At 72.1% G+C, this 17,885-nt stretch carries 15 protein-coding genes; 11 read left to right on the top strand and 4 right to left on the bottom strand.

Annotation, left to right across the window (positions count from 1 at the left end; all coding sequences use genetic code 11):
- The first annotated feature begins 89 nt into the window (after positions 1-89).
- Positions 90-926: a MurR/RpiR family transcriptional regulator gene (locus NLX86_RS21280; RefSeq protein WP_254373329.1), complete on the top strand. Its 837-nt coding sequence runs from the start codon at positions 90-92 to the stop codon at positions 924-926.
- Between the two features lie 34 nt (positions 927-960).
- Here the strand turns inward: NLX86_RS21280 and NLX86_RS21275 are convergent, their stop codons facing one another.
- Together NLX86_RS21275 and NLX86_RS21270 are read right to left on the bottom strand one after the other, a co-directional pair.
- A complete protein-coding gene (locus tag NLX86_RS21275) occupies positions 961-2,316 on the bottom strand; it encodes an APC family permease (protein ID WP_254373328.1) in 1,356 nt (451 codons plus the stop codon).
- A gap of 64 nt (positions 2,317-2,380) precedes the next feature.
- Positions 2,381-3,745: a diaminopimelate decarboxylase gene (locus NLX86_RS21270; protein ID WP_254373327.1), complete on the bottom strand. Its 1,365-nt coding sequence runs from the start codon at positions 3,743-3,745 to the stop codon at positions 2,381-2,383.
- Between the two features lie 117 nt (positions 3,746-3,862).
- On the opposite strand from NLX86_RS21270, the gene hutU reads away from it, so the two are divergent.
- From hutU to hutI, 4 genes are all read left to right on the top strand, one after another.
- Positions 3,863-5,539 (top strand): urocanate hydratase, encoded by a 1,677-nt coding sequence (gene hutU, locus NLX86_RS21265; protein WP_254373326.1) that lies wholly within the window; start codon positions 3,863-3,865, stop codon positions 5,537-5,539.
- 266 nt (positions 5,540-5,805) lie between these two features.
- Positions 5,806-6,996 carry an allantoate amidohydrolase gene (locus NLX86_RS21260; protein WP_254373387.1) on the top strand — a complete coding sequence of 397 codons (1,191 nt, stop codon included), beginning with the start codon at positions 5,806-5,808 and terminating at the stop codon, positions 6,994-6,996.
- The gene (locus NLX86_RS21255; RefSeq protein ID WP_254373325.1) at positions 6,987-8,327 is read left to right on the top strand and encodes a formimidoylglutamate deiminase; all 1,341 of its coding nucleotides are present in this window, start codon (positions 6,987-6,989) and stop codon (positions 8,325-8,327) included. Before NLX86_RS21260 ends, NLX86_RS21255 begins: the two co-directional genes overlap by 10 nt.
- A gap of 98 nt (positions 8,328-8,425) precedes the next feature.
- Complete coding sequence (gene hutI, locus NLX86_RS21250; RefSeq protein WP_254373324.1) at positions 8,426-9,619, top strand: imidazolonepropionase; 1,194 nt, start codon at positions 8,426-8,428, stop codon at positions 9,617-9,619.
- 3 nt (positions 9,620-9,622) lie between these two features.
- On the opposite strand, the gene NLX86_RS21245 is transcribed toward hutI, so the two are convergent.
- Both NLX86_RS21245 and NLX86_RS21240 read right to left on the bottom strand, forming a co-directional pair.
- Positions 9,623-10,024, bottom strand: coding sequence for a type II toxin-antitoxin system VapC family toxin (locus NLX86_RS21245; RefSeq protein WP_254373323.1), 402 nt, complete (start codon positions 10,022-10,024; stop codon positions 9,623-9,625).
- Positions 10,021-10,317 (bottom strand): type II toxin-antitoxin system Phd/YefM family antitoxin, encoded by a 297-nt coding sequence (locus NLX86_RS21240; protein ID WP_254373322.1) that lies wholly within the window; start codon positions 10,315-10,317, stop codon positions 10,021-10,023. Before NLX86_RS21240 ends, NLX86_RS21245 begins: the two co-directional genes overlap by 4 nt.
- A gap of 214 nt (positions 10,318-10,531) precedes the next feature.
- Here NLX86_RS21240 and NLX86_RS21235 point away from each other — a divergent pair, with 214 nt between their 5' ends.
- From NLX86_RS21235 to NLX86_RS21210, 6 genes are all read left to right on the top strand, one after another.
- Positions 10,532-11,617, top strand: a complete 1,086-nt coding sequence (locus NLX86_RS21235; RefSeq protein ID WP_254373321.1) for a GNAT family N-acetyltransferase — start codon at positions 10,532-10,534, stop codon at positions 11,615-11,617.
- A 470-nt stretch (positions 11,618-12,087) separates the two neighbouring features.
- Positions 12,088-13,371 carry a glycosyltransferase family 2 protein gene (locus NLX86_RS21230; RefSeq protein ID WP_374213926.1) on the top strand — a complete coding sequence of 428 codons (1,284 nt, stop codon included), beginning with the start codon at positions 12,088-12,090 and terminating at the stop codon, positions 13,369-13,371.
- On the top strand, positions 13,368-14,180 hold the full coding sequence (locus NLX86_RS21225) for a polysaccharide deacetylase family protein (protein WP_254373320.1): 813 nt from the start codon (positions 13,368-13,370) through the stop codon (positions 14,178-14,180). The genes NLX86_RS21230 and NLX86_RS21225 overlap by 4 nt, the downstream gene beginning before the upstream one ends.
- A 198-nt stretch (positions 14,181-14,378) precedes the next feature.
- On the top strand, positions 14,379-16,286 hold the full coding sequence (locus NLX86_RS21220; RefSeq protein WP_254373319.1) for a hypothetical protein: 1,908 nt from the start codon (positions 14,379-14,381) through the stop codon (positions 16,284-16,286).
- A 56-nt stretch (positions 16,287-16,342) separates the two neighbouring features.
- Positions 16,343-16,735, top strand: coding sequence for a hypothetical protein (locus NLX86_RS21215; protein WP_254373318.1), 393 nt, complete (start codon positions 16,343-16,345; stop codon positions 16,733-16,735).
- Positions 16,732-17,880 carry a glycoside hydrolase family 26 protein gene (locus tag NLX86_RS21210; RefSeq protein WP_254373317.1) on the top strand — a complete coding sequence of 383 codons (1,149 nt, stop codon included), beginning with the start codon at positions 16,732-16,734 and terminating at the stop codon, positions 17,878-17,880. The genes NLX86_RS21215 and NLX86_RS21210 overlap by 4 nt, the downstream gene beginning before the upstream one ends.
- The last annotated feature ends 5 nt before the right edge of the window (positions 17,881-17,885 follow it).

Genomic DNA, 17,885 nt, shown 5'->3' with positions numbered 1-17,885 from the left:
GTGGTCCTGTCGGCTGCATATGGTCATGCAGAGTGCAATGTGACTGAATAGGTGCCGATGGGAGGCGTGATGTCACTGAGGGGGATGGCATGAACGACAGCCCGGCGGCGCGCCTGCAGCAGCTCTTCGAGGGCCGCCGGCTCACCCCGACACAGCGGCGGATCGCGCACTGCATGGTGCGCAGCGCCGCCGACGCGCCGTTCCTGTCGAGCGTCGAAGTCGCCGAACTGGCGGGCGTGAGCCAGCCCTCCGTCACGCGCTTCGCGGTCGCGCTCGGCTTCGACGGCTATCCGACGCTGCGCAAGCACCTGCGGGAAGTGGCCCCGGCGGAGCCCGTCGCCACCACCGACGCGTACAACGAGTACCAGCAGGCCGTCCACTCCGAGATCGAGAACCTGCGGCACCTCGCCACACTGCTCGCCGACCCGGAGCCGGTAGAGGAGGCGGGCCGGCTGCTCGCCGCCTCCCGGCCGCTGCCCGTCCTCGGCCTGCGGGCCGCCTCCTCCCAGGCGCGCGGCTTCGCGTACTTCGCGGGCAAGGTCCATCCGGACGTCCGGCTGCTGGACGAGGGCGGCTCGATGCTGGCCGACCGCATCGACGCGGCGGTGCGCGCGGGGGCGACCACGCTGCTGTGTTTCGCGCTGCCACGGCATCCGCGGGAAGTCGTCGAGGCGCTGGCGCACGCGCAGGCGGCCGGCCTGAAGGTGGTCACGGTGGCGGACTCCGCGTTCGCCCCGGTCGCCGAGCACTCGGATCTGCTGATTCCGGCGGCGGTCGGCACGGGCCTGGCCTTCGACACGGCGTGCGCGCCGATGCTGTTGGGGCGGGTGCTGCTGGAGGCGATGTGCGACGGCCTGCCGGACGCGCAGGCGCGGCTGGAGGAGTTCGACACGAAGGCGGCCGCCCGCGGGCTGTTCGTCGAGTAGCCCGCGGCGGCCTTGGTGTGCGCCTACCCGCCTGCTACTCCTCGCCGCGTGCCTTCAGCACCAGCTTGTTGACCACCCACAGCCCGATCCCGATCGCCAGCAGCACCCCCGCCCGGATGTAGACGTCCGCCGGGCGGTCGGCGAGCGGGCTGGCCAGGATGATCGCGGTGATCGCGCCCAGCACCGGCAGTGCCGTGGGCGTACGGAAGTGCGGGTGGTCGACCGGGGCGCGGCGCAGCACCAGGACCGCGACGTTGACCACCGCGAACACGCAGAGCAGCAGGAACGCCGTGGTGTCGCCCAGTCCCTCGATCTCGCCCGTCGCCACCAGGCCGATGGCGAGCAGCGAGACGAAGACGATGCCGACGACGGGGGTGCGGCGCCGCGGCAGGACGCGGGCCATGCCCTTCGGCAGGATGCGTTCGTTCGCCATGCCGTAGCAGAGGCGTGAGGCCATCATGATGTTGATCAGCGCGGAGTTGGTGACGGCGAACAGCGCGATCAGGGCGAAGAGTCTGGGTGGGAAGTCGAGGCCGCCCGCCTTGACGACCTCCAGCAGCGGGCCGCTGGACTTCTCCAGGGCGCGGTAGTCCACGAGCAGCGAGGAGACCAGCGCCACCAGGACGTAGATGGTGCCGGTGACGGCGACGCCGGTGAAGATCGCCCGCGGGAACGTGCGTACCGGGTCCTTCGTCTCCTCGGCCATGTTGACCGAGTCCTCGAAGCCGACGAAGGCGAAGAAGCCGAGGGCTGTGGCGCCCAGGACGCTGGTGAGCAGGGCGTATCCGGTGCCGGTCGCCTGGAACTCGCCGAGCCGCGACGGCTCTCCGTCCCCCGCGAGCACCGCGTACGCGCCGATCGTCAGGATGACGAGCAGTCCGGACAGCTCGACCAGGGTCAGTACGACGTTGGTCTTCACGGACTCCGAGACGCCGCGCAGATTGAGCGCGGCGAGGGCGAGGATGAACAGGACCGCGATCAGGGTGGGCGGCACGGCCTCGGTGAATTCGGCCAGGTAGTCCCCGCTGAAGGCGCGGGCCGCGGCGCTCGCCGAGGACAGGCCCGAGCACATCACCATGAAGGCGATGATGAAGGTCAGGAAGGGGACCTTGAACGCCTTCTGCGTGTAGAGCGCGGCGCCGGCCGCCTTCGGGTACTTGCCGACGAGCTCGACGTACGACGCGGCGGTCAGCAGCGCCACGACAAAGCCGATCGCGAACGGCAGCCACAGCGCGCCGCCGACCTTTCCCGCGACCTTGCCGGTGGTGGCGTAGATCCCGGTGCCCAGAATGTCGCCGATCACGAAGAGGATCAGCAGCTTCGGACCGATCACCCGCTTGAGTCCGGGCTCCTGCGGGGGTGCGGCGGCCGGTGCGTCTGATGTGGACATGGAACCTCCCCCGGGGGTGTGTGGAGGAAGTTCTGCCCGGTGGGGCGGGTGTGATGCCTGGCAGTCAGGTGGTACGCGTGTCCAGCAGAGCGTCCGAGTGCGCCCCGCCGGACTCGGCGACGATCTCGTCGAGGGTCTGCGGGGTGCGTACGGTCGCGAAGCGCACCCCCCGGCCGGGGTCGTCCGGTGAGGTGGTGAAGCCGTGGACGCCGGGCCGCGCGAGGCTGTTGTACGCGAACGGGTTGGCGAAGTAGTACGCGCCCGTGTCCAGCACCGCGACAAGGTCGCCCTGCTCCAGCAGCGGCAGCGGACGGCTCTCGGCGAGCAGGTCAGCCGCGAAGCAGGCCGGGCCCGCCACGTCCTGCGGGACGGCCGGGCCGGCCTTGGGGCGGCCCTTCGCGTCGTACGCGGCGATCCGCAGCGGCCACGAGGCGGGCGCGAAGACGGTACGGGTGGCGAGCTGTACGCCCGCGTGGGTCACGGCGATCGGACGGCCGCCGGAGGTCTTGGCGTACTCGACGCGGGCGACGACGGTGCCGTGTTTGGCGAGCAGTGACCGGCCGAACTCGGTGACCAGCCCGTACCGGCCGTCGAACAGGCCGGGGACGGTGTCGGCCAGGAGCCGGGCGTACTCCGAGAAGGTGGGGGTCTCGTCGTCGGAGGCGAAGTTGACGGGGAGTCCGCCGCCGATGTCGAGGGTGTCGACCTGCCGGTGGCCGACGGCCGCGTTGATCTCCTCGGCCAGCTCGTACACCTCCCGGACGCCCTGGGCCATCAGTTCCAGCGGCACTCCCTGGGAGCCGGTGTGCGTGTGCAGCCGGGTGAGCCAGGGGCGCTCGCGGTAGGTGCGCACCACCCAGGCGCGTGCCCCTTCGTCGCGCAGCGCGACCCCGAACTTGGAGGTCGCGGTGGCGGTGGAGAGCGCGCCGATCGAGCCGCCGCCGATCTGCGGATTGACCCGCAGGCCGAGGGGCGGGCCCGCGGGGGCGGTGGGCACGAACGCGTCCAGCCGGGCCAGTTCCTGCGCGCTGTCGGCGTTGACGGCGATGCCGAGCGCGAGCGCCTCGCGCAGCTCGCCGGGGGTCTTGGCGGGGGAGTCGAGGACGGTACGGGAGGGCAGGACCCCGGCGGCGCGTGCCAGGGCCAGTTCGCCGGCGCTGGCGACCTCGCAGCCGATGCCGGCCGCCGAGAGGAGCCGCAGGACCGGGACCAGTGGGGCGGCCTTCACGGCGAAGGCGTGCAGGACCGTGGTGCCGGGTCGGGTGACGGCCTCGAAGGCGGCGTGCAGCGCGGCGGCGGAGGCGCGGATACCGGCCACGTCCAGCAGGCAGACCACCGGCTCCGCCCCGGTGAGGAGGCCCTGCTCCACAGCCGCTCGTACGGCCTGATCGCGACGTACCGGTGCGTCCGTGACGCTTTCCGAAGCCATGTGTGCCAGCCAATCATCCGGCGAGTCGCGCCGCAGCTGTTGACTACAACTATTCATCCAGTCAGGATATGAATAGATTGACCAACAGTGATGGACAGCAATGGAGGAGGCATCGCCATGTCAGGACCCCGCCCCGTACGGGCACCGCGCGGTACGGAACTGAGCGCCCTGGGATGGCAGCAGGAAGCCGCCCTCCGCATGCTGCAGAACAACCTCGACCCCGAGGTCGCCGAGCACCCCGACAAGCTCGTCGTCTACGGCGGCACCGGCAAGGCCGCCCGCGACTGGCGCTCCTTCGACGCCATGGTGCGCACGCTCCAGACGCTGAAGCAGGACGAGACGATGCTCGTCCAGTCCGGCCGTCCGGTCGGCGTGATGCAGACCCACGAGTGGGCCCCGCGCGTCCTGATCGCCAACTCCAACCTGGTCGGCGACTGGGCGAACTGGGAGGAGTTCCGCCGCCTGGAGCAGCTGGGCCTGACCATGTACGGCCAGATGACCGCCGGGTCCTGGATCTACATCGGCACCCAGGGCATCCTGCAGGGCACGTACGAGACGTTCGCCGCCGTCGCCGCGAAGCTGCATTCAATGGGTAAAGGGGTTGGCGGCACCCTGGCCGGCACGATCACGCTCACCGCCGGCCTCGGCGGCATGGGCGGCGCCCAGCCGCTCGCCGTCACGATGAACGACGGCGTCGCGATCTGTATCGACTGCGACCCGCGCGCCATCGAGCGCCGTATCGAGCACCGCTACCTGGACGTGCGCGCCAACTCGCCGGCGCACGCGCTCCAGCTCGCCACCGAGGCCCGCGACGCCCGTAAGCCGCTCTCCATCGGCCTGCTGGGCAACGCCGCCGAGCTGCTGCCGCGCATGCTCGCCGAGGGCGCCCCGATCGACATCGTGACCGACCAGACCTCGGCGCACGACCCGCTCTCGTACCTCCCGCTCGGTGTGGACCTCGACGAAATGGCCTCGTACGCCGCCGAGAAGCCCGCCGACTTCACCCAGCGCGCCCGCGAGTCGATGGCCCGCCACGTCGAGGCCATGGTCGGCTTCATGGACGCCGGCGCCGAGGTCTTCGACTACGGCAACTCCATCCGCGGCGAGGCCCAGCTCGCCGGGTACGGCCGGGCCTTCGACTTCCCCGGCTTCGTCCCCGCGTACATCCGTCCTCTCTTCTGCGAGGGCAAGGGCCCGTTCCGCTGGGCCGCCCTGTCCGGCGAGGCCTCGGACATCCACAAGACCGACAAGGCGATGCTCGAACTCTTCCCGGAGAACGAATCGCTGCACCGCTGGATCAAGATGGCCGGCGAGCGCGTCCACTTCCAGGGCCTGCCCGCCCGTATCTGCTGGCTCGGCTACGGCGAGCGCGACAAGGCCGGCGAGCGCTTCAACGACATGGTGGCGTCCGGCGAACTCGCCGCCCCGCTGGCGATCGGCCGCGACCACCTGGACTGCGGCTCGGTGGCCTCCCCGTACCGCGAGACCGAGGCCATGCTCGACGGGTCCGACGCGATCGCCGACTGGCCGCTGCTCAACGCCATGGTCAACGTCGCCTCCGGTGCGTCGTGGGTCTCCATCCACCACGGCGGCGGCGTCGGCATGGGCCGCTCGATCCACGCCGGGCAGGTCTCGGTGGCCGACGGCACCAAGCTCGCGGGCGAGAAGATCCGCCGCGTCCTCACGAACGACCCGGGCATGGGCGTCATCCGCCACGTCGACGCGGGCTACGACATCGCCGAGTCGGTCGCGGCGGACCGCGGGGTCCGAGTCCCGATGCGGGAGAGCGAGTGAACACCCCCGCCACCCCGGCCGGGGCCACCCCCTCCCCGGCCGGGGCCACCCCCTCCCCGGCTGGCGAAGCCGCCGACCGTCCCAGGCCCGCGGCCGCTCACCCCGGCCGGCCGGAGGCGCCCGGGCGCCCAGCCCCGGAAACCGCGCCGCAGCCCCGCGTCCCGGGTGGAGCGCTGGGGGCGCCGGATCCTCGCGGGGTCCGGGGCGGAGCGGTGGGAAACGGTGAAAGGGCGGGGCAGGGGCACACCTCCTCCTCCTTCCAAGAGATGTGGCGGGATTTGCTGCCCATCGGCCGCCACGCGGACACCCGCGGGTACCGGCGGTACGCCTGGACCGCCGCCGACGCCGACTGCCGGGCCTGGTTCAAGGCCCAGGCCGAGGCCCGCGGGCTGACGTACGAAGTCGACCGCAACGGCAACCAGTGGGCCTGGCTCGGCGACCCCCTCGCCGGGGACGCGGTCGTCACCGGCTCGCACCTGGACTCCGTACCCGACGGCGGCGCCTTCGACGGGCCGCTCGGTGTCGTGTCCTCCTTCGCCGCGCTCGATGAACTCCGCCGCAGGGGAGTGGAGTTCACCCGGCCGCTCGCCCTCACCAACTTCGGTGACGAGGAGGGCGCGCGGTTCGGGCTCGCCTGCGTCGGCTCCCGGCTGACCGCCGGGCAGCTGACCCCCGAGAAGGCGTACGAACTGCGCGACGGCGACGGGGTCTCCCTGCCGCAGGCCATGGAACGGGCCGGATACGACCCGGCGGCCATCGGCCCCGACCCGGAACGGCTCTCCCGTATCGGCGCGTTCATCGAGCTGCACGTCGAGCAGGGCCGCGCGCTGGACCTTTCCGGCGACCCGGTCGGCATCGCCTCCGCGATCTGGCCGCACGGCCGCTGGCGGTTCGACTTCCACGGCGAGGCCAACCACGCGGGCACCACTCGCCTGGAGGACCGCCGCGACCCGATGCTCACATACGCCGCGACGGTCCTCGCCGCCCGCCAGGAAGCCCGGCTCGCCGGAGCGCTGGCCACCTTCGGCAAGATCTCCGTCGAGCCGAACGGCGTCAACGCCATCCCGTCGCTGGTCCGCGGCTGGCTGGACTCCCGGGCCGCCGACCAGAGCACCCTCGACACCGTCATCGCCGGTATCGAGAAGGCGGCGACGGAGCGCGGCGAGCGCGACGGCGTCGACGTACGGGTCACCCGGGAGTCGTTCACCCCCGTGATCGAGTTCGAGCACGCGCTGCGCGACGAACTGAACCGGATCATGGGCGGCCGGATCCCGGTGCTCGGCACCGGCGCGGGACACGACGCCGGAATCCTCTCCGGCTCCATCCCGACCGCCATGCTGTTCGTGCGGAACCCCACCGGTGTCTCGCACTCGCCGGCCGAGTTCGCCGGCGAGGACGACTGCGTCGCCGGTGTCCTGGCCCTCGCCGACGTACTGGAAGGTCTCGCGTGCACGTGACGACGACGTACTGGCTGGAGCACGCCTGGCTCGGCACCCATGTCGAGCCGGCGGTGGCGGTGGCCGTGTCGGACGGCCGGATCGTAGAGGTACGGACCGGGGTCGACGTACCGCCGCCCGGCTCCGTCGTCCTGCTCGGTCTGACCCTCCCGGGCCTGGCCAACGCCCACTCTCACGCCTTCCACCGCGCCTTGCGCGGCACGGTCCAGGTCGGTTCCGGGACGTTCTGGACCTGGCGCGAGGTCATGTACGGCGTGGCCCAGAAGCTCACACCTGAGGGCTACTTCGCGCTGGCGCGTGCGACATACGCGGAGATGGCGCTGGCCGGGATCACGTCGGTCGGCGAGTTCCACTACCTCCACCACGCGCCGGGCGGCATCCCGTACGGCGACCCCAACGCGATGGGCGAGGCACTGATCGCGGCCGCGGGCGAAGCCGGAATCCGGATCACCCTGCTCGACACCGCTTACCTTTCGGCAGGCTTCGGGGAGCGTCCCAACCAGCAGCAGCTGCGCTTCTCCGACGGCACGGCCGACGCCTGGGCCGAGCGCGCCTGCGCCCTCAATGACAGTGAGCACGTCCGCATCGGCGCGGCCATCCACTCCGTACGGGCCGTGCCCGCCGGGCAGCTGGCCACCGTGGCCCAGTGGGCCGAAGCCCGCCGGGCACCGCTGCACGTCCACCTCTCCGAACAGACCGCGGAGAACGACGCCTGCCTGGCGGCCCACGGCTGCACCCCCACCCGCCTGCTCGCCGACCACGGCGTCCTCGGCCCCCGCACGACGGGCGTCCACAGCACGCACCTCACCGACGAGGACATCGCGCTCCTCGGCGGTACGAGGACCGGCACCTGCATGTGCCCCACCACCGAACGGGACCTGGCCGACGGCATCGGCCCCGCGGCCCGCCTCCAGCGGGCCGGCAGCCCGCTGTCGCTCGGCAGCGACAGCCACGCCGTGATCGACCTGCTCGAAGAGGCACGCGCGATGGAACTCGACGAGCGCCTGCGCACCCGCACCCGCGGCCACTGGACCGCGGCAGCCCTCCTCCGCGCCGCCACGGCCGACGGTCACGCGGCCCTGGGCTGGGACGACGCGGGCACCATCGAGCAGGGTGCGCTCGCCGACCTCACGACCGTCGCCCTGGACTCGGTCAGAACAGCGGGACCGCTGCCCCGGCTGGGCGCCGAGACCGCCGTATTCGCCGCCTCCGCCGCGGATGTCCGCCACACGGTCGTGGGTGGCCGTCATGTCGTCCGCGACGGAGTCCACCAGCTCGTACCGGACGTCCCCGCCGCCCTCGCCGAGTCGATCGCAGCCGTCCGCGGCTGACACCCTCCATCACGACACCCGCCACGACGACACCCCCCACCACGACACCCCCCACCACGACACCTGCCACCACGGCACTCCCCATCACGGCACCCCTCATGACGAAAGCGGCCCCCGCGATGACGACGACCACCGCCATCAGCAACATCGCCAGTCTGGTCACCAACGACCCCTCCCTCGGTGAAGGCCCCCTCGGTCTGATCCAGGACGCGGCCGTCGTCATCGACGGCGACCGCGTCGCCTGGGTCGGTGAATCAAGCAAAGCACCCGCCACTGACAACGCCGTCGACGCAGCCGGCCGGGCCCTTATCCCCGGCTTCGTCGACTCGCACTCCCACCTCGTCTTCGCAGGTGACCGCACGGCCGAGTTCAACGCGCGGATGTCCGGACGCAGTTATTCCGCGGGCGGCATCCGCACCACCGTCGCCGCCACCCGCGCCGCCTCCGACGAGGCCCTGGAAGCCAATCTGCTGCGCTACCTCCACGAGGCCCGGCGCCAGGGCACGACCACCTTCGAGACCAAGTCCGGGTACGGGCTGACCGTCTCCGACGAGGCCCGCGCCCTCCGGATCGCCGCCGAGCACACCGACGAGGTCACCTACCTCGGCGCGCACATCGTCTCCCCCGACTACGCCGACGACCCGGCCGCGTACGTGGAACTCGTCACCGGCGAGATGCTCGACGCCTGCGCGCCGTACGCCCGCTGGGTGGACGTCTTCTGCGAGAAGGGCGCCTTCGACGGGGACCAGGCCCGCGCCATCCTCACCGCCGGCCAGGCCAAGGGCCTGACCCCCCGGGTGCATGCCAACCAGCTCAGCTACGGCCCCGGCGTTCAGCTCGCGGTCGAGCTCGACGCGGCCTCCGCCGACCACTGCACGCACCTGACGCAGCAGGACGTCGACGCGCTGGCGAGCGGCAACACGGTCGCCACGCTGCTGCCCGGCGCCGAGTTCTCCACCCGCGCCGAGTGGCCCGACGCCCGCCGCCTGCTCGACGCGGGCGTCACCGTCGCGCTGTCCACGGACTGCAATCCGGGCTCGTCCTTCACCAGCTCGATGCCGTTCTGCATCGCCCTGGCGGTACGGGACATGGGCATGACCCCGGACGAGGCGCTCTGGTCGGCCACCGCAGGCGGCGCGGCGGCCCTGCGCCGCACCGACATCGGCCGCATCACCCCCGGCGCCTGCGCCGACGTGGCCCTGCTCGACGCCCCGAGCCACGTCCACCTGGCCTACCGCCCGGGGGTCCCCCTGGTGACGGCGGTCTGGCAGAAGGGCAGGCGCACGGCCTGACCCTCAGGCGCCCGGAGCCTCGACAGGAAGCCCTCGTTCCACGGCCGCCGCGGCCAGTCGTTTGTCGTAGGTGACGAATGCGGTGAGCGCCTGCTCGAGATACTCGGCGCCGGCCAGATGGATGGCGTCGAGCGTGCGCAAATGACGGATCGGGAACATTCCTGCGGCTCGCAGTACGGGGTCGGTGATCCGGATACGCAGAAGGCGGTCGAGCAATTCCTCAGCCGCATCGCCCACTTCAGGATCGGCACCGACGCGGACGAGAGTGCGGGTCACCTCTGTCTGAGCCAGCGCCGAGGTGACATGTCCTTCGGCGGCCCGTGCGGAGAGGAACGTGCGCAGGGCTGCGGTCTCAGGTTCGGGGAGGACCAGCTTCAGCAGGGCGCACGAGTCGAGGTAGATCAACGGTCCTCTTCCTCACGCATCTGCAGCAGCACCTCGGAGAGCTTCGAAGGGGCGCCCGGCCGTGCGGGCAACGGCTCCCAGTCGCCGAGGCCGCGGGCACCGGCAGCGTTGTCCGGATCCACGGTGCCGGTCCGGACCAGGTCCTCCATGACCCGCTGTTCCGGGTCGGGCGGCCCGAGCACGGCGATCAGACGCCCGTTCCGCGTGATCTCCACACGCTCGCCGGAGACCACGCGGTCGATGAGTTCGCTGGCGTGCTGTTGCAGCTGTCGGATGGGAACTCGGGTTGTCATGAGTCCACGCTAAGAGCAACGTGCGGCGGACGCCATAAATGTGCGGCGCTGTCACCCTGACGAAGTACGCGTCGTTCCCGTGCGCACCACCTCCCCCACCCGCCACACATTGTTCACAGGACGGTCACGAGATCCGCGCCGCGCCCTACCGTGCCGGGAGACCGGCCGGTACCGTCGCTCTCAGCGTGCTCATGGGGGAGACCGGGGGGTCGAGTTGAGCGATGTACGCATCCGTGTGGTCAGGCCCGGGGAGCTTGACGCAGCCGACATCGAAGCCTGGCGGGAGCTGCGGGCGAAGGCCGACGCACCGGCCAATCCGTTCATGGAACCGGAGTTCACCCTGGCCGTCGGCCGGGTGAGGCCCGCTGCGCGCGTGGCGGTGCTGCGGGAGGACGGCGAGCCGGCCGGGTTCTTCCCGTACGAGAAAGGGCCGCTCGGGCACGGCCGGGCCATCGGCCTCGGTGTCTCCGACTGCCAGGGCGCGGTGCTCCGGCCCGGCCTCCGGCTGGACACCCGCGAACTGCTGCGGGCCTGCTCGCTGTCCGCCTGGGACTTCGACAATCTCGAGGCGGACCAGGGGCTCTTCGTCCCGCACGCCGCCCGCGGCTTCGCCTCGCCCGTGATCGATGTGGGCGGGGGGTACGCGCGGTACGAGGCCGTTCTGCGCGAGCAGTCGCCCAAGTTCTTCCGGACCACCACGGCGAAGGAGCGCAAGCTCGGCCGGCAGGCGGGCGAAGTGCGGTTCGTGCTCGACGAGCGCGACCCGGCGGCGCTGCGCACGCTGATGGGCTGGAAGTCCGCGCAGTACCGCCGCACCGGCCGCAAGGACCGCTTCGCGCAGGAGTGGATAGCCCGCCTGGTGCGGCTGCTCGCGGACACCCGCGCACCCGGCTGCTCCGGCGTGCTCTCCGTGCTGTACGCCGGCGACCGCCCGGCAGCGGCCCACTTCGGGCTGCGCTCACGCACGGTGCTGTCCTGCTGGTTTCCGGCGTACGACCCGGAGTTCGCCAAGTTCTCGCCGGGCCTGATCCTTCACCTCCGGATGGCCGAGGCGGCCGCCGCGGAGGGCATCGGGATGCTCGACCTCGGCCGGGGAGCCGCGGAGTACAAGGACGCGCTCAAGACCGGCGAACTGCGGGTGCACGAGGGCGCGGCGGTTCGGCCAGGGCCCGGCGCGGCCTTGTACTGGCTGAGGCGGGAGCCCTCGCGCCGGGCGCACAGTTTCGTACGGGACCGGCCTCGGCTGGCCAGGTTCGCGTCGAAGACCCTGAACCGGGCCGCCCGCCTGCGCGGCAAGTGACAAGCCGGCCCACAGCCGCACGGGGGAGTCCGATGCAGCAGAACATCGCAGTCGCCGAACTGGACCTGGACGGCCTCCCCGGGGACGTGATCTCCTTCGGCCCGGCCCCGGGCGGCCCGCCGGTGACCGGGGGAGACGTCTACGCCCTGGTCAGGCTGCACGGCCGCCCGGTGGGCACGGTCCTCACCCGCGTACCGCCGGGCGAGGACCCGGCGAAGGCACTGGCGAAGACGGCCGCCGCGCAACTGGCGGGGCAAGAACCGGCGACGCCGGACCCCGACGCATCCGCCCCCGAGCGCCCCACCCCCGGCTCCGCCCCGGGCCAGGCTCCCCACCACGGCCGATCCCGGCCAGAACCGGCCGGGGCCGAGTCCGCGGTAACCGATTCCTTCGGGGCCGGGCACGGCGGGGCCGGGGCTCAGTCGGTTGGTGCCGGGTCGGCGCGAGCAGGGCCCGCCGGAGCCCGAGCCGTGGGGGCCGAGTCCGTCGGGACAAGGCCCGTAGAGGGCGAAGCCGACGCGGCCGAGCCGGTCGGATGCGAAGCCGGCGCGGCCGAGTCTGTCGGATGCGAAGCCGTGGGGGCCGAGTCCGCAGGAGGCGAGTCCGTCGGGACGAAGCCCGTAGAGGGCGAAGCCGGCGCGGCCGAGCCGGTCGGATGCGAAGCCGGCGCGGCCGCGTCCGGCGAAGCCGGTGGGGCCGGATCCCGGTGGGCCGGGCGGGTGGACGTCGGTGGTTCGCAGCCGCCGCCCCGCGTAACCGTCGTCGTCGCCACCCGGGAGCGAAGTGCCCAGCTGGGCCGTGCCCTCGACTCGCTGCTCGGGCAGGATCATCCGGACTTCGAGATCGTCGTCGTCGACAACGCGCCCGTCACCACCGCGACCCGGGACCTCGTCGAGACGGTGTACGCCCACCGGGTCCGGTACGTCCGGGAGTCCGTGCCCGGGCTCGCCGTCGCGCACAACCGGGGTGTCGCCTCCGCGGGCGGCGAGGTGCTCGCCTTCACCGACGACGACGTGGTCGCCGACCCGCACTGGCTCAGCGCCCTGACCACGCCCTTCGCGGCCGATCCGGGCCTCGCCTGTGTCACCGGACTCATCCTGCCCGCCCAGCTGCGCACCCGCGCCCAGGTGCTGCTGGAGAGCCACGGCGGCTTCGCGAAGGGCTTCGCGGCGCGTACGTACGATCCGCGCCGCCCACCCGCCGACGAGCCGCTGTTCCCGTTCACGGCGGGGAGTTTCGGCTCCGGCGCCAACATGGCCTTCCGGGCGGATGCCCTCCGGGCCGTCGGCGGCTTCGACCCCGCCACCGGCACCGGCACGCCGGCCAGGGGCGGCGACGACCTGTACGCGTTCGTACGGATCCTCGCCGCGGGCCACCGGCTGCGCTACACGCCCGAGGCGCTGGTCTGGCACCACCACCGGGAGACCTGGCAGGACCTCGAGAACCAGGCGTACGGGTACGGGGCCGGGCTCACGGCCTTCCTCACCGCCATCCTGGTCCGCCGCCCCGCCCTGCTGCCCGCGCTGCTCGCCCGGCTGCCCCGCGGCCTCGCGCACGCCCGCGCCATGACCGCCCACCGCGAGGCTCCCCAGGCGCACGCCGAGCCCGTGCCCGGCGAGCACGGCGCGCAGGCGTACCCCTGGCCGCGCAGCCTCTCCCGGCTGGAGCGCAGGGGCATGCTCTACGGGCCGCTCGGTTACGCCCGCGCCCGCCACCGCGTTCGCGGCAACCCGCTTCCCTGGGGGGAGAGATGAGCGACAGAGCCGCCGCAGCACCCCGGATACCGGTACTTCTCTACCACGCCGTGATGGACGATCCACCCGCCTGGATCGCCGAATTCACCGTCACGCCACGGGACTTCGCGGCGCAGCTGGACGCGGTCGTCGCGAGCGGACGCACGCCCGTCCCGGTCAGCGCCCTCGCCGACCACTTCGCGGGCCGCGCCCCCCTGCCGCCCCGCCCCGTCGCCCTCACCTTCGACGACGGATTCGCGGATCTGCCCGGACCCACCGCCGAGGCACTCGCCGGCCGCGGCCTGCCCGCCACCGCCTACCTCACCACCGGTGCGATCACCCCCGGCGGCCGCAGCCTGCTGCCGCCCGCGCCGATGATGACGCTGGACCGGGCGCCGCTGCTGGAGCAGTACGGCATGGAGGTGGGCGGCCACACCGTCAGCCACCCCCAGCTGGACACCCTCGGCGCCGACGCCCTGCGTTACGAACTGGCCGAGTCCAAGAAGGTGCTGGAGGACACGCTCGGGCACGAGGTGCGGCACCTGGCGTATCCGCACGGCTACAACAGCCCCGCCGTCCGCCGCGCCGCCCGCGCTGCCGGCTACGCCTCGGCGGTCGCCGTCCGGCACGCGCTCAGCTCGGACACCGACGAGGCGTACCGCATCGCCCGGCTCATCCTGCGCCGCGGCCACACCGTCGCGGACATCGAGTCCTGGATGTCCGGCAAGGGTGCCAGGGTCGCGCCCTACCCGGACTCGCTGCCCACGGTCGGCTGGCGGCTCTACCGGCGGGCCCGCGCGGCGGTCCGCGGGCCGGTGTTCGCCGGCTAATGGCCAGTTCCCTGTGGCCAGTTCCCAGTGGCCAGTTCGCAGTGGCCAGTGGCTAGTGGCCACCGCGACAGCCGACTGCAACAGGTGTGTACGAGAGCCGTACAAAAGCGAAGCACGTTCCTATACTTCGCTGAAGGGGACAGCGGCGTGACGGCCGCGACCACATCAGCGGGGGGGAGTCGCACAGTGCAACAACGCGTGCCCACGCCGGTCGTGGGAAGCACCGGGCAGCCGCCGCCCGCTGCCCAGCAGACCGGGAGCGAACCAGGGGTAACGGCCGAGCAGCCACGGCCGCCCCGGACACGCCGGCTCCGCCCACGGCAGCTGATAGAGACGCAGAATCTCCTGGCCTGGCTGCCGTTGGCGGCGGCCGCCGCACTGTGGGCGTACGCGCTGCCCCGGATCGGCTTCCGCGACATCGGGGACTACGGACTCCTCGACCGTTTCCCCGTCGCGTTCTACCTCTCCCTCATCGTCCTCAGCGCCGGCTTCGTGGTCAGCCTGCGCCGCGCGGGGACCGCCCCCTGGTGGCCTGCCGCCTACAGCATCGCCATGCTGCTCGCGCTCAAGGCGCCCCCCGCCCTGCTGTACGACTCCGTGCGCTACGCCTGGGCCTCGAAGCACGACGCCGTCATCGCGCGGCTGCTGGCCGAGGGGACCGTGCACCCCGAACAGACGCTCTCCGGCGGCATGTCGGCGTACGACCAGTGGCCCGGCTTCTTCGCGCTCAACGCCGCACTCGTCCGGGCCTTCGGCGTCGAGAGCGCCGCGTCCTTCATCAACTGGGCGCCCGTCGTCTTCGGCCTGCTGATGATGCCGGTCCTGGTCCTCATCTACCGCACGTTCAGCGAGGACTGGCGGCTGGTGTGGACCGCGGTGTGGATCTTCCAGCTCGCCAACTGGGTCGGCCAGGACTACCTGTCCCCGCAGGGGCTCTCCTACCTGCTCTACCTCACCGTGCTCGCCCTGGTCGTACGGCACTTCGTGCGACCCGGCTCGGCCGGGCCGCTGCGCTCGCGCGACCGTCTCGACCCGGCCGCCGCGGTGGTCCCGCCGCCCACCGGCACCCGGCAGCGCGCGATCGCCGTGGTGATCATCGCCCCGCTCGTCGCGGCCATCAACGCCTCGCACCAGCTCACCCCGGTGATGCTGTGCGCCACCCTGTTCGCGCTCAGCCTGACCCGCCGCTACCGCAACGCCGGGCTGCTGGTCGTCGCCGGGCTCATCATGCTGGTCTGGGACCTCACGATGGGCCGGGTGCTCTTCCTGGACACGCTGAGCACCCTGCGCGACTCCGCGGGCGACTTCCTGAACAACTCCCGCGCCGGATACGCGGGAGAGCCGACCGGCCCGGGACCCGAACTGGTAGGGCGCGCCAACATCGCGATGGTGATCACCCTCGGCCTGCTGGCCGGCGCGGCGGTCCTGCTCCGCCGCCGGCTCACCCGTACCGCGCTGCCCCTGCTGCTGGCGGCCGCCGCTCCCGTACCGATGTTCGCCGTCAACGACTACGGCGGCGAGATGCTGTTCCGGGTCTACCTCTTCGGCCTGCCCGGCACGGCCTTCTTCGCGGCGGCCGCGCTGATCCCGGCCATGGGCGGCACGGGCAAGCGCAGACGGCTGGTCCGGCGCGCCTCGATGGTCGCGCTGCCCGTCGTCCTGGTCGCGCTGCTGGCCGGGTTCCTGCCCTCGTACTACGGCAAGGAGGGCATGCACTACGCGTCCCCGGCCGAGGCCCAGCTTGTCGTACGGGCCTACGACCGGGCACCGGACGGCGCGCTGGTGCTCGCCGCGACCGGGTCCTTCCCGGGTGCGTACCACCGCTACGACCGGTACGAGCGCTGGTTCTTCGCCGAACAGGAAGTGCCCGAGAACCTGAAGATGCTGAAGGACCCGGCCGGTTACCTCGCCGCCGGCATCCCGGAGGGGCGCCGGGCGTACGTCATCCTCACCCCGACCCAGGACCGCGCGGTCATCGGCGAGGGCTATCTGCCGCCCGGCAGCTTCGCCCGGATGCGGGAGGACCTGAAGCGGTCGCCGCTGTTCCGGGTCGTCGAGGAGTCCGAGCACGGCCTGGTACTGGAGTACCGGCCGCGCCCCAGCTGAGCCGGACCGCCCCACAGCTGACCGCAGAGCCACACCCGACAGGGGGAGTAGCACCCGTGAAGCAGTCACAGCTCAGAGTGGCCCTGGCCCTCTCCGGATGGCTGGCCCTGGCGGCGACCGCGCTGCCCGGCGGAACACCGCTGCGCTGGATCCCGGTGCTGCTCTTCGTCACCGTCGCGCCGGGCCTCGCCCTGCTCCTCCCGCAGCCGGCAGGGCTGCGTCCCGGCGCACGGCTGGAGGCCCTCGCCCTCGCCGCGCCGATCAGCCTGTCGCTGGGCACCCTGGTCGCCACCTCGCTCTTCCTGGTGGAGGGCTTCTCCGCGGACGTGTTCCTGGTGTCCCTCGCCGCGTTCACCACCATCGCGTCGGCCCTGCCGGGGCTGCCCCTGCCCGCCGCCACGCGAGGCGCCGTCGAGCGTGCCAAACCCGAACCCGGGAGGGGCCGATGACGGGACGGCACGCGGGCGGCTCCCGGCGGGGCGTCGCGTACGTCACGCTGGTGCTGGCCGCCGTGGGAGCACTGCTCACCGGACTGGGTGTATGGATCACCTGGTCCGACGGATCCGGTGGCACGGACGGAAAGGAGGACTCCTCCCGGCCCGCGGGCCATGCCTTACCGGACAACGCGGCCTCGGGGAAGCTGCCCGACGGGCCGTGTGCGCCGGACGCCGAGCTGGAACCGTCCTGCGGGGCGTGGTGGGGCGCCTATGTGCCGTACGCCGCGAACGGCTCGCTCAAGGACGCCGTGTACGGCTTCGAGAAGAAGATCGGCCGCAAGCTCGACCTTGTCTACAACTACCACGACATGTCGAGGGGCACGCTGGACGGGCAACTGCTCACCCCCGACGAGCAGGCGCTCGGCAGGGACCGGCTGCTCATGCTGGCGTGGGAGTCCACGGTGTGGAAAGAGCCCCACCACGCCAACTGGACCGAGGACCAGCTCGGCTGGAAGAACATCGCCTCCGGGAAGTACGACGAGGAGATCATCGACCCGCAGGCCCGCCGCATCAAGGCGTACGGCAAGCGGATCTTCTTCTCCTTCGACCAGGAGGTCGACTTCCGCGTCAACGACGCCGGCACGCCCGCCGAGTACGTCGCCGCCTACCGGCACCTCCACGACCGGTTCAAGGCACTCGGCGTCGACAACGTGGTGTGGGTGTGGACGGTCTCCGGCTATCTGAAGCACGGCGAGCTGATGAAGCAGCTCTACCCGGGCGACGCGTACGTCGACTGGATCGGCATGGACCAGTACAACTACTTCCTCTGCCACAAGTCCCCCAACTGGCTGGACTTCGACCAGAGCCAGCGGCCGTCCTACGACTGGCTGCGCGCCAACATCTCCGACCGCAAGCCGGTCATGCTCGCCGAGTTCGGCACCGCGCCCGACCCGGCCGATCCCGACCGGCAGCGGGACTGGTACGCCGCCATTCCCGAGACCGTACGGACCATGCGAGAGGCGAAAGGGCTGGTGCAGTGGAACCGGGCCGTGCCGGGGAAGAACTGCGACCTGACGGTCGACTCCGGTCCCGCCCTGGAGGGCTACCGGGAGGCGGGCAGGGACAAGTGGTTCAAGCAGCAGGTCCCGCCCCGCTGACCCGC

The organism is Streptomyces sp. A3M-1-3, assembly GCF_024213665.1.
GTDB lineage: Bacteria > Actinomycetota > Actinomycetes > Streptomycetales > Streptomycetaceae > Streptomyces.
The sequence above is the reverse complement of the archived record's forward strand: the minus strand, read 5'-3'. Positions and strand labels throughout refer to the sequence as shown.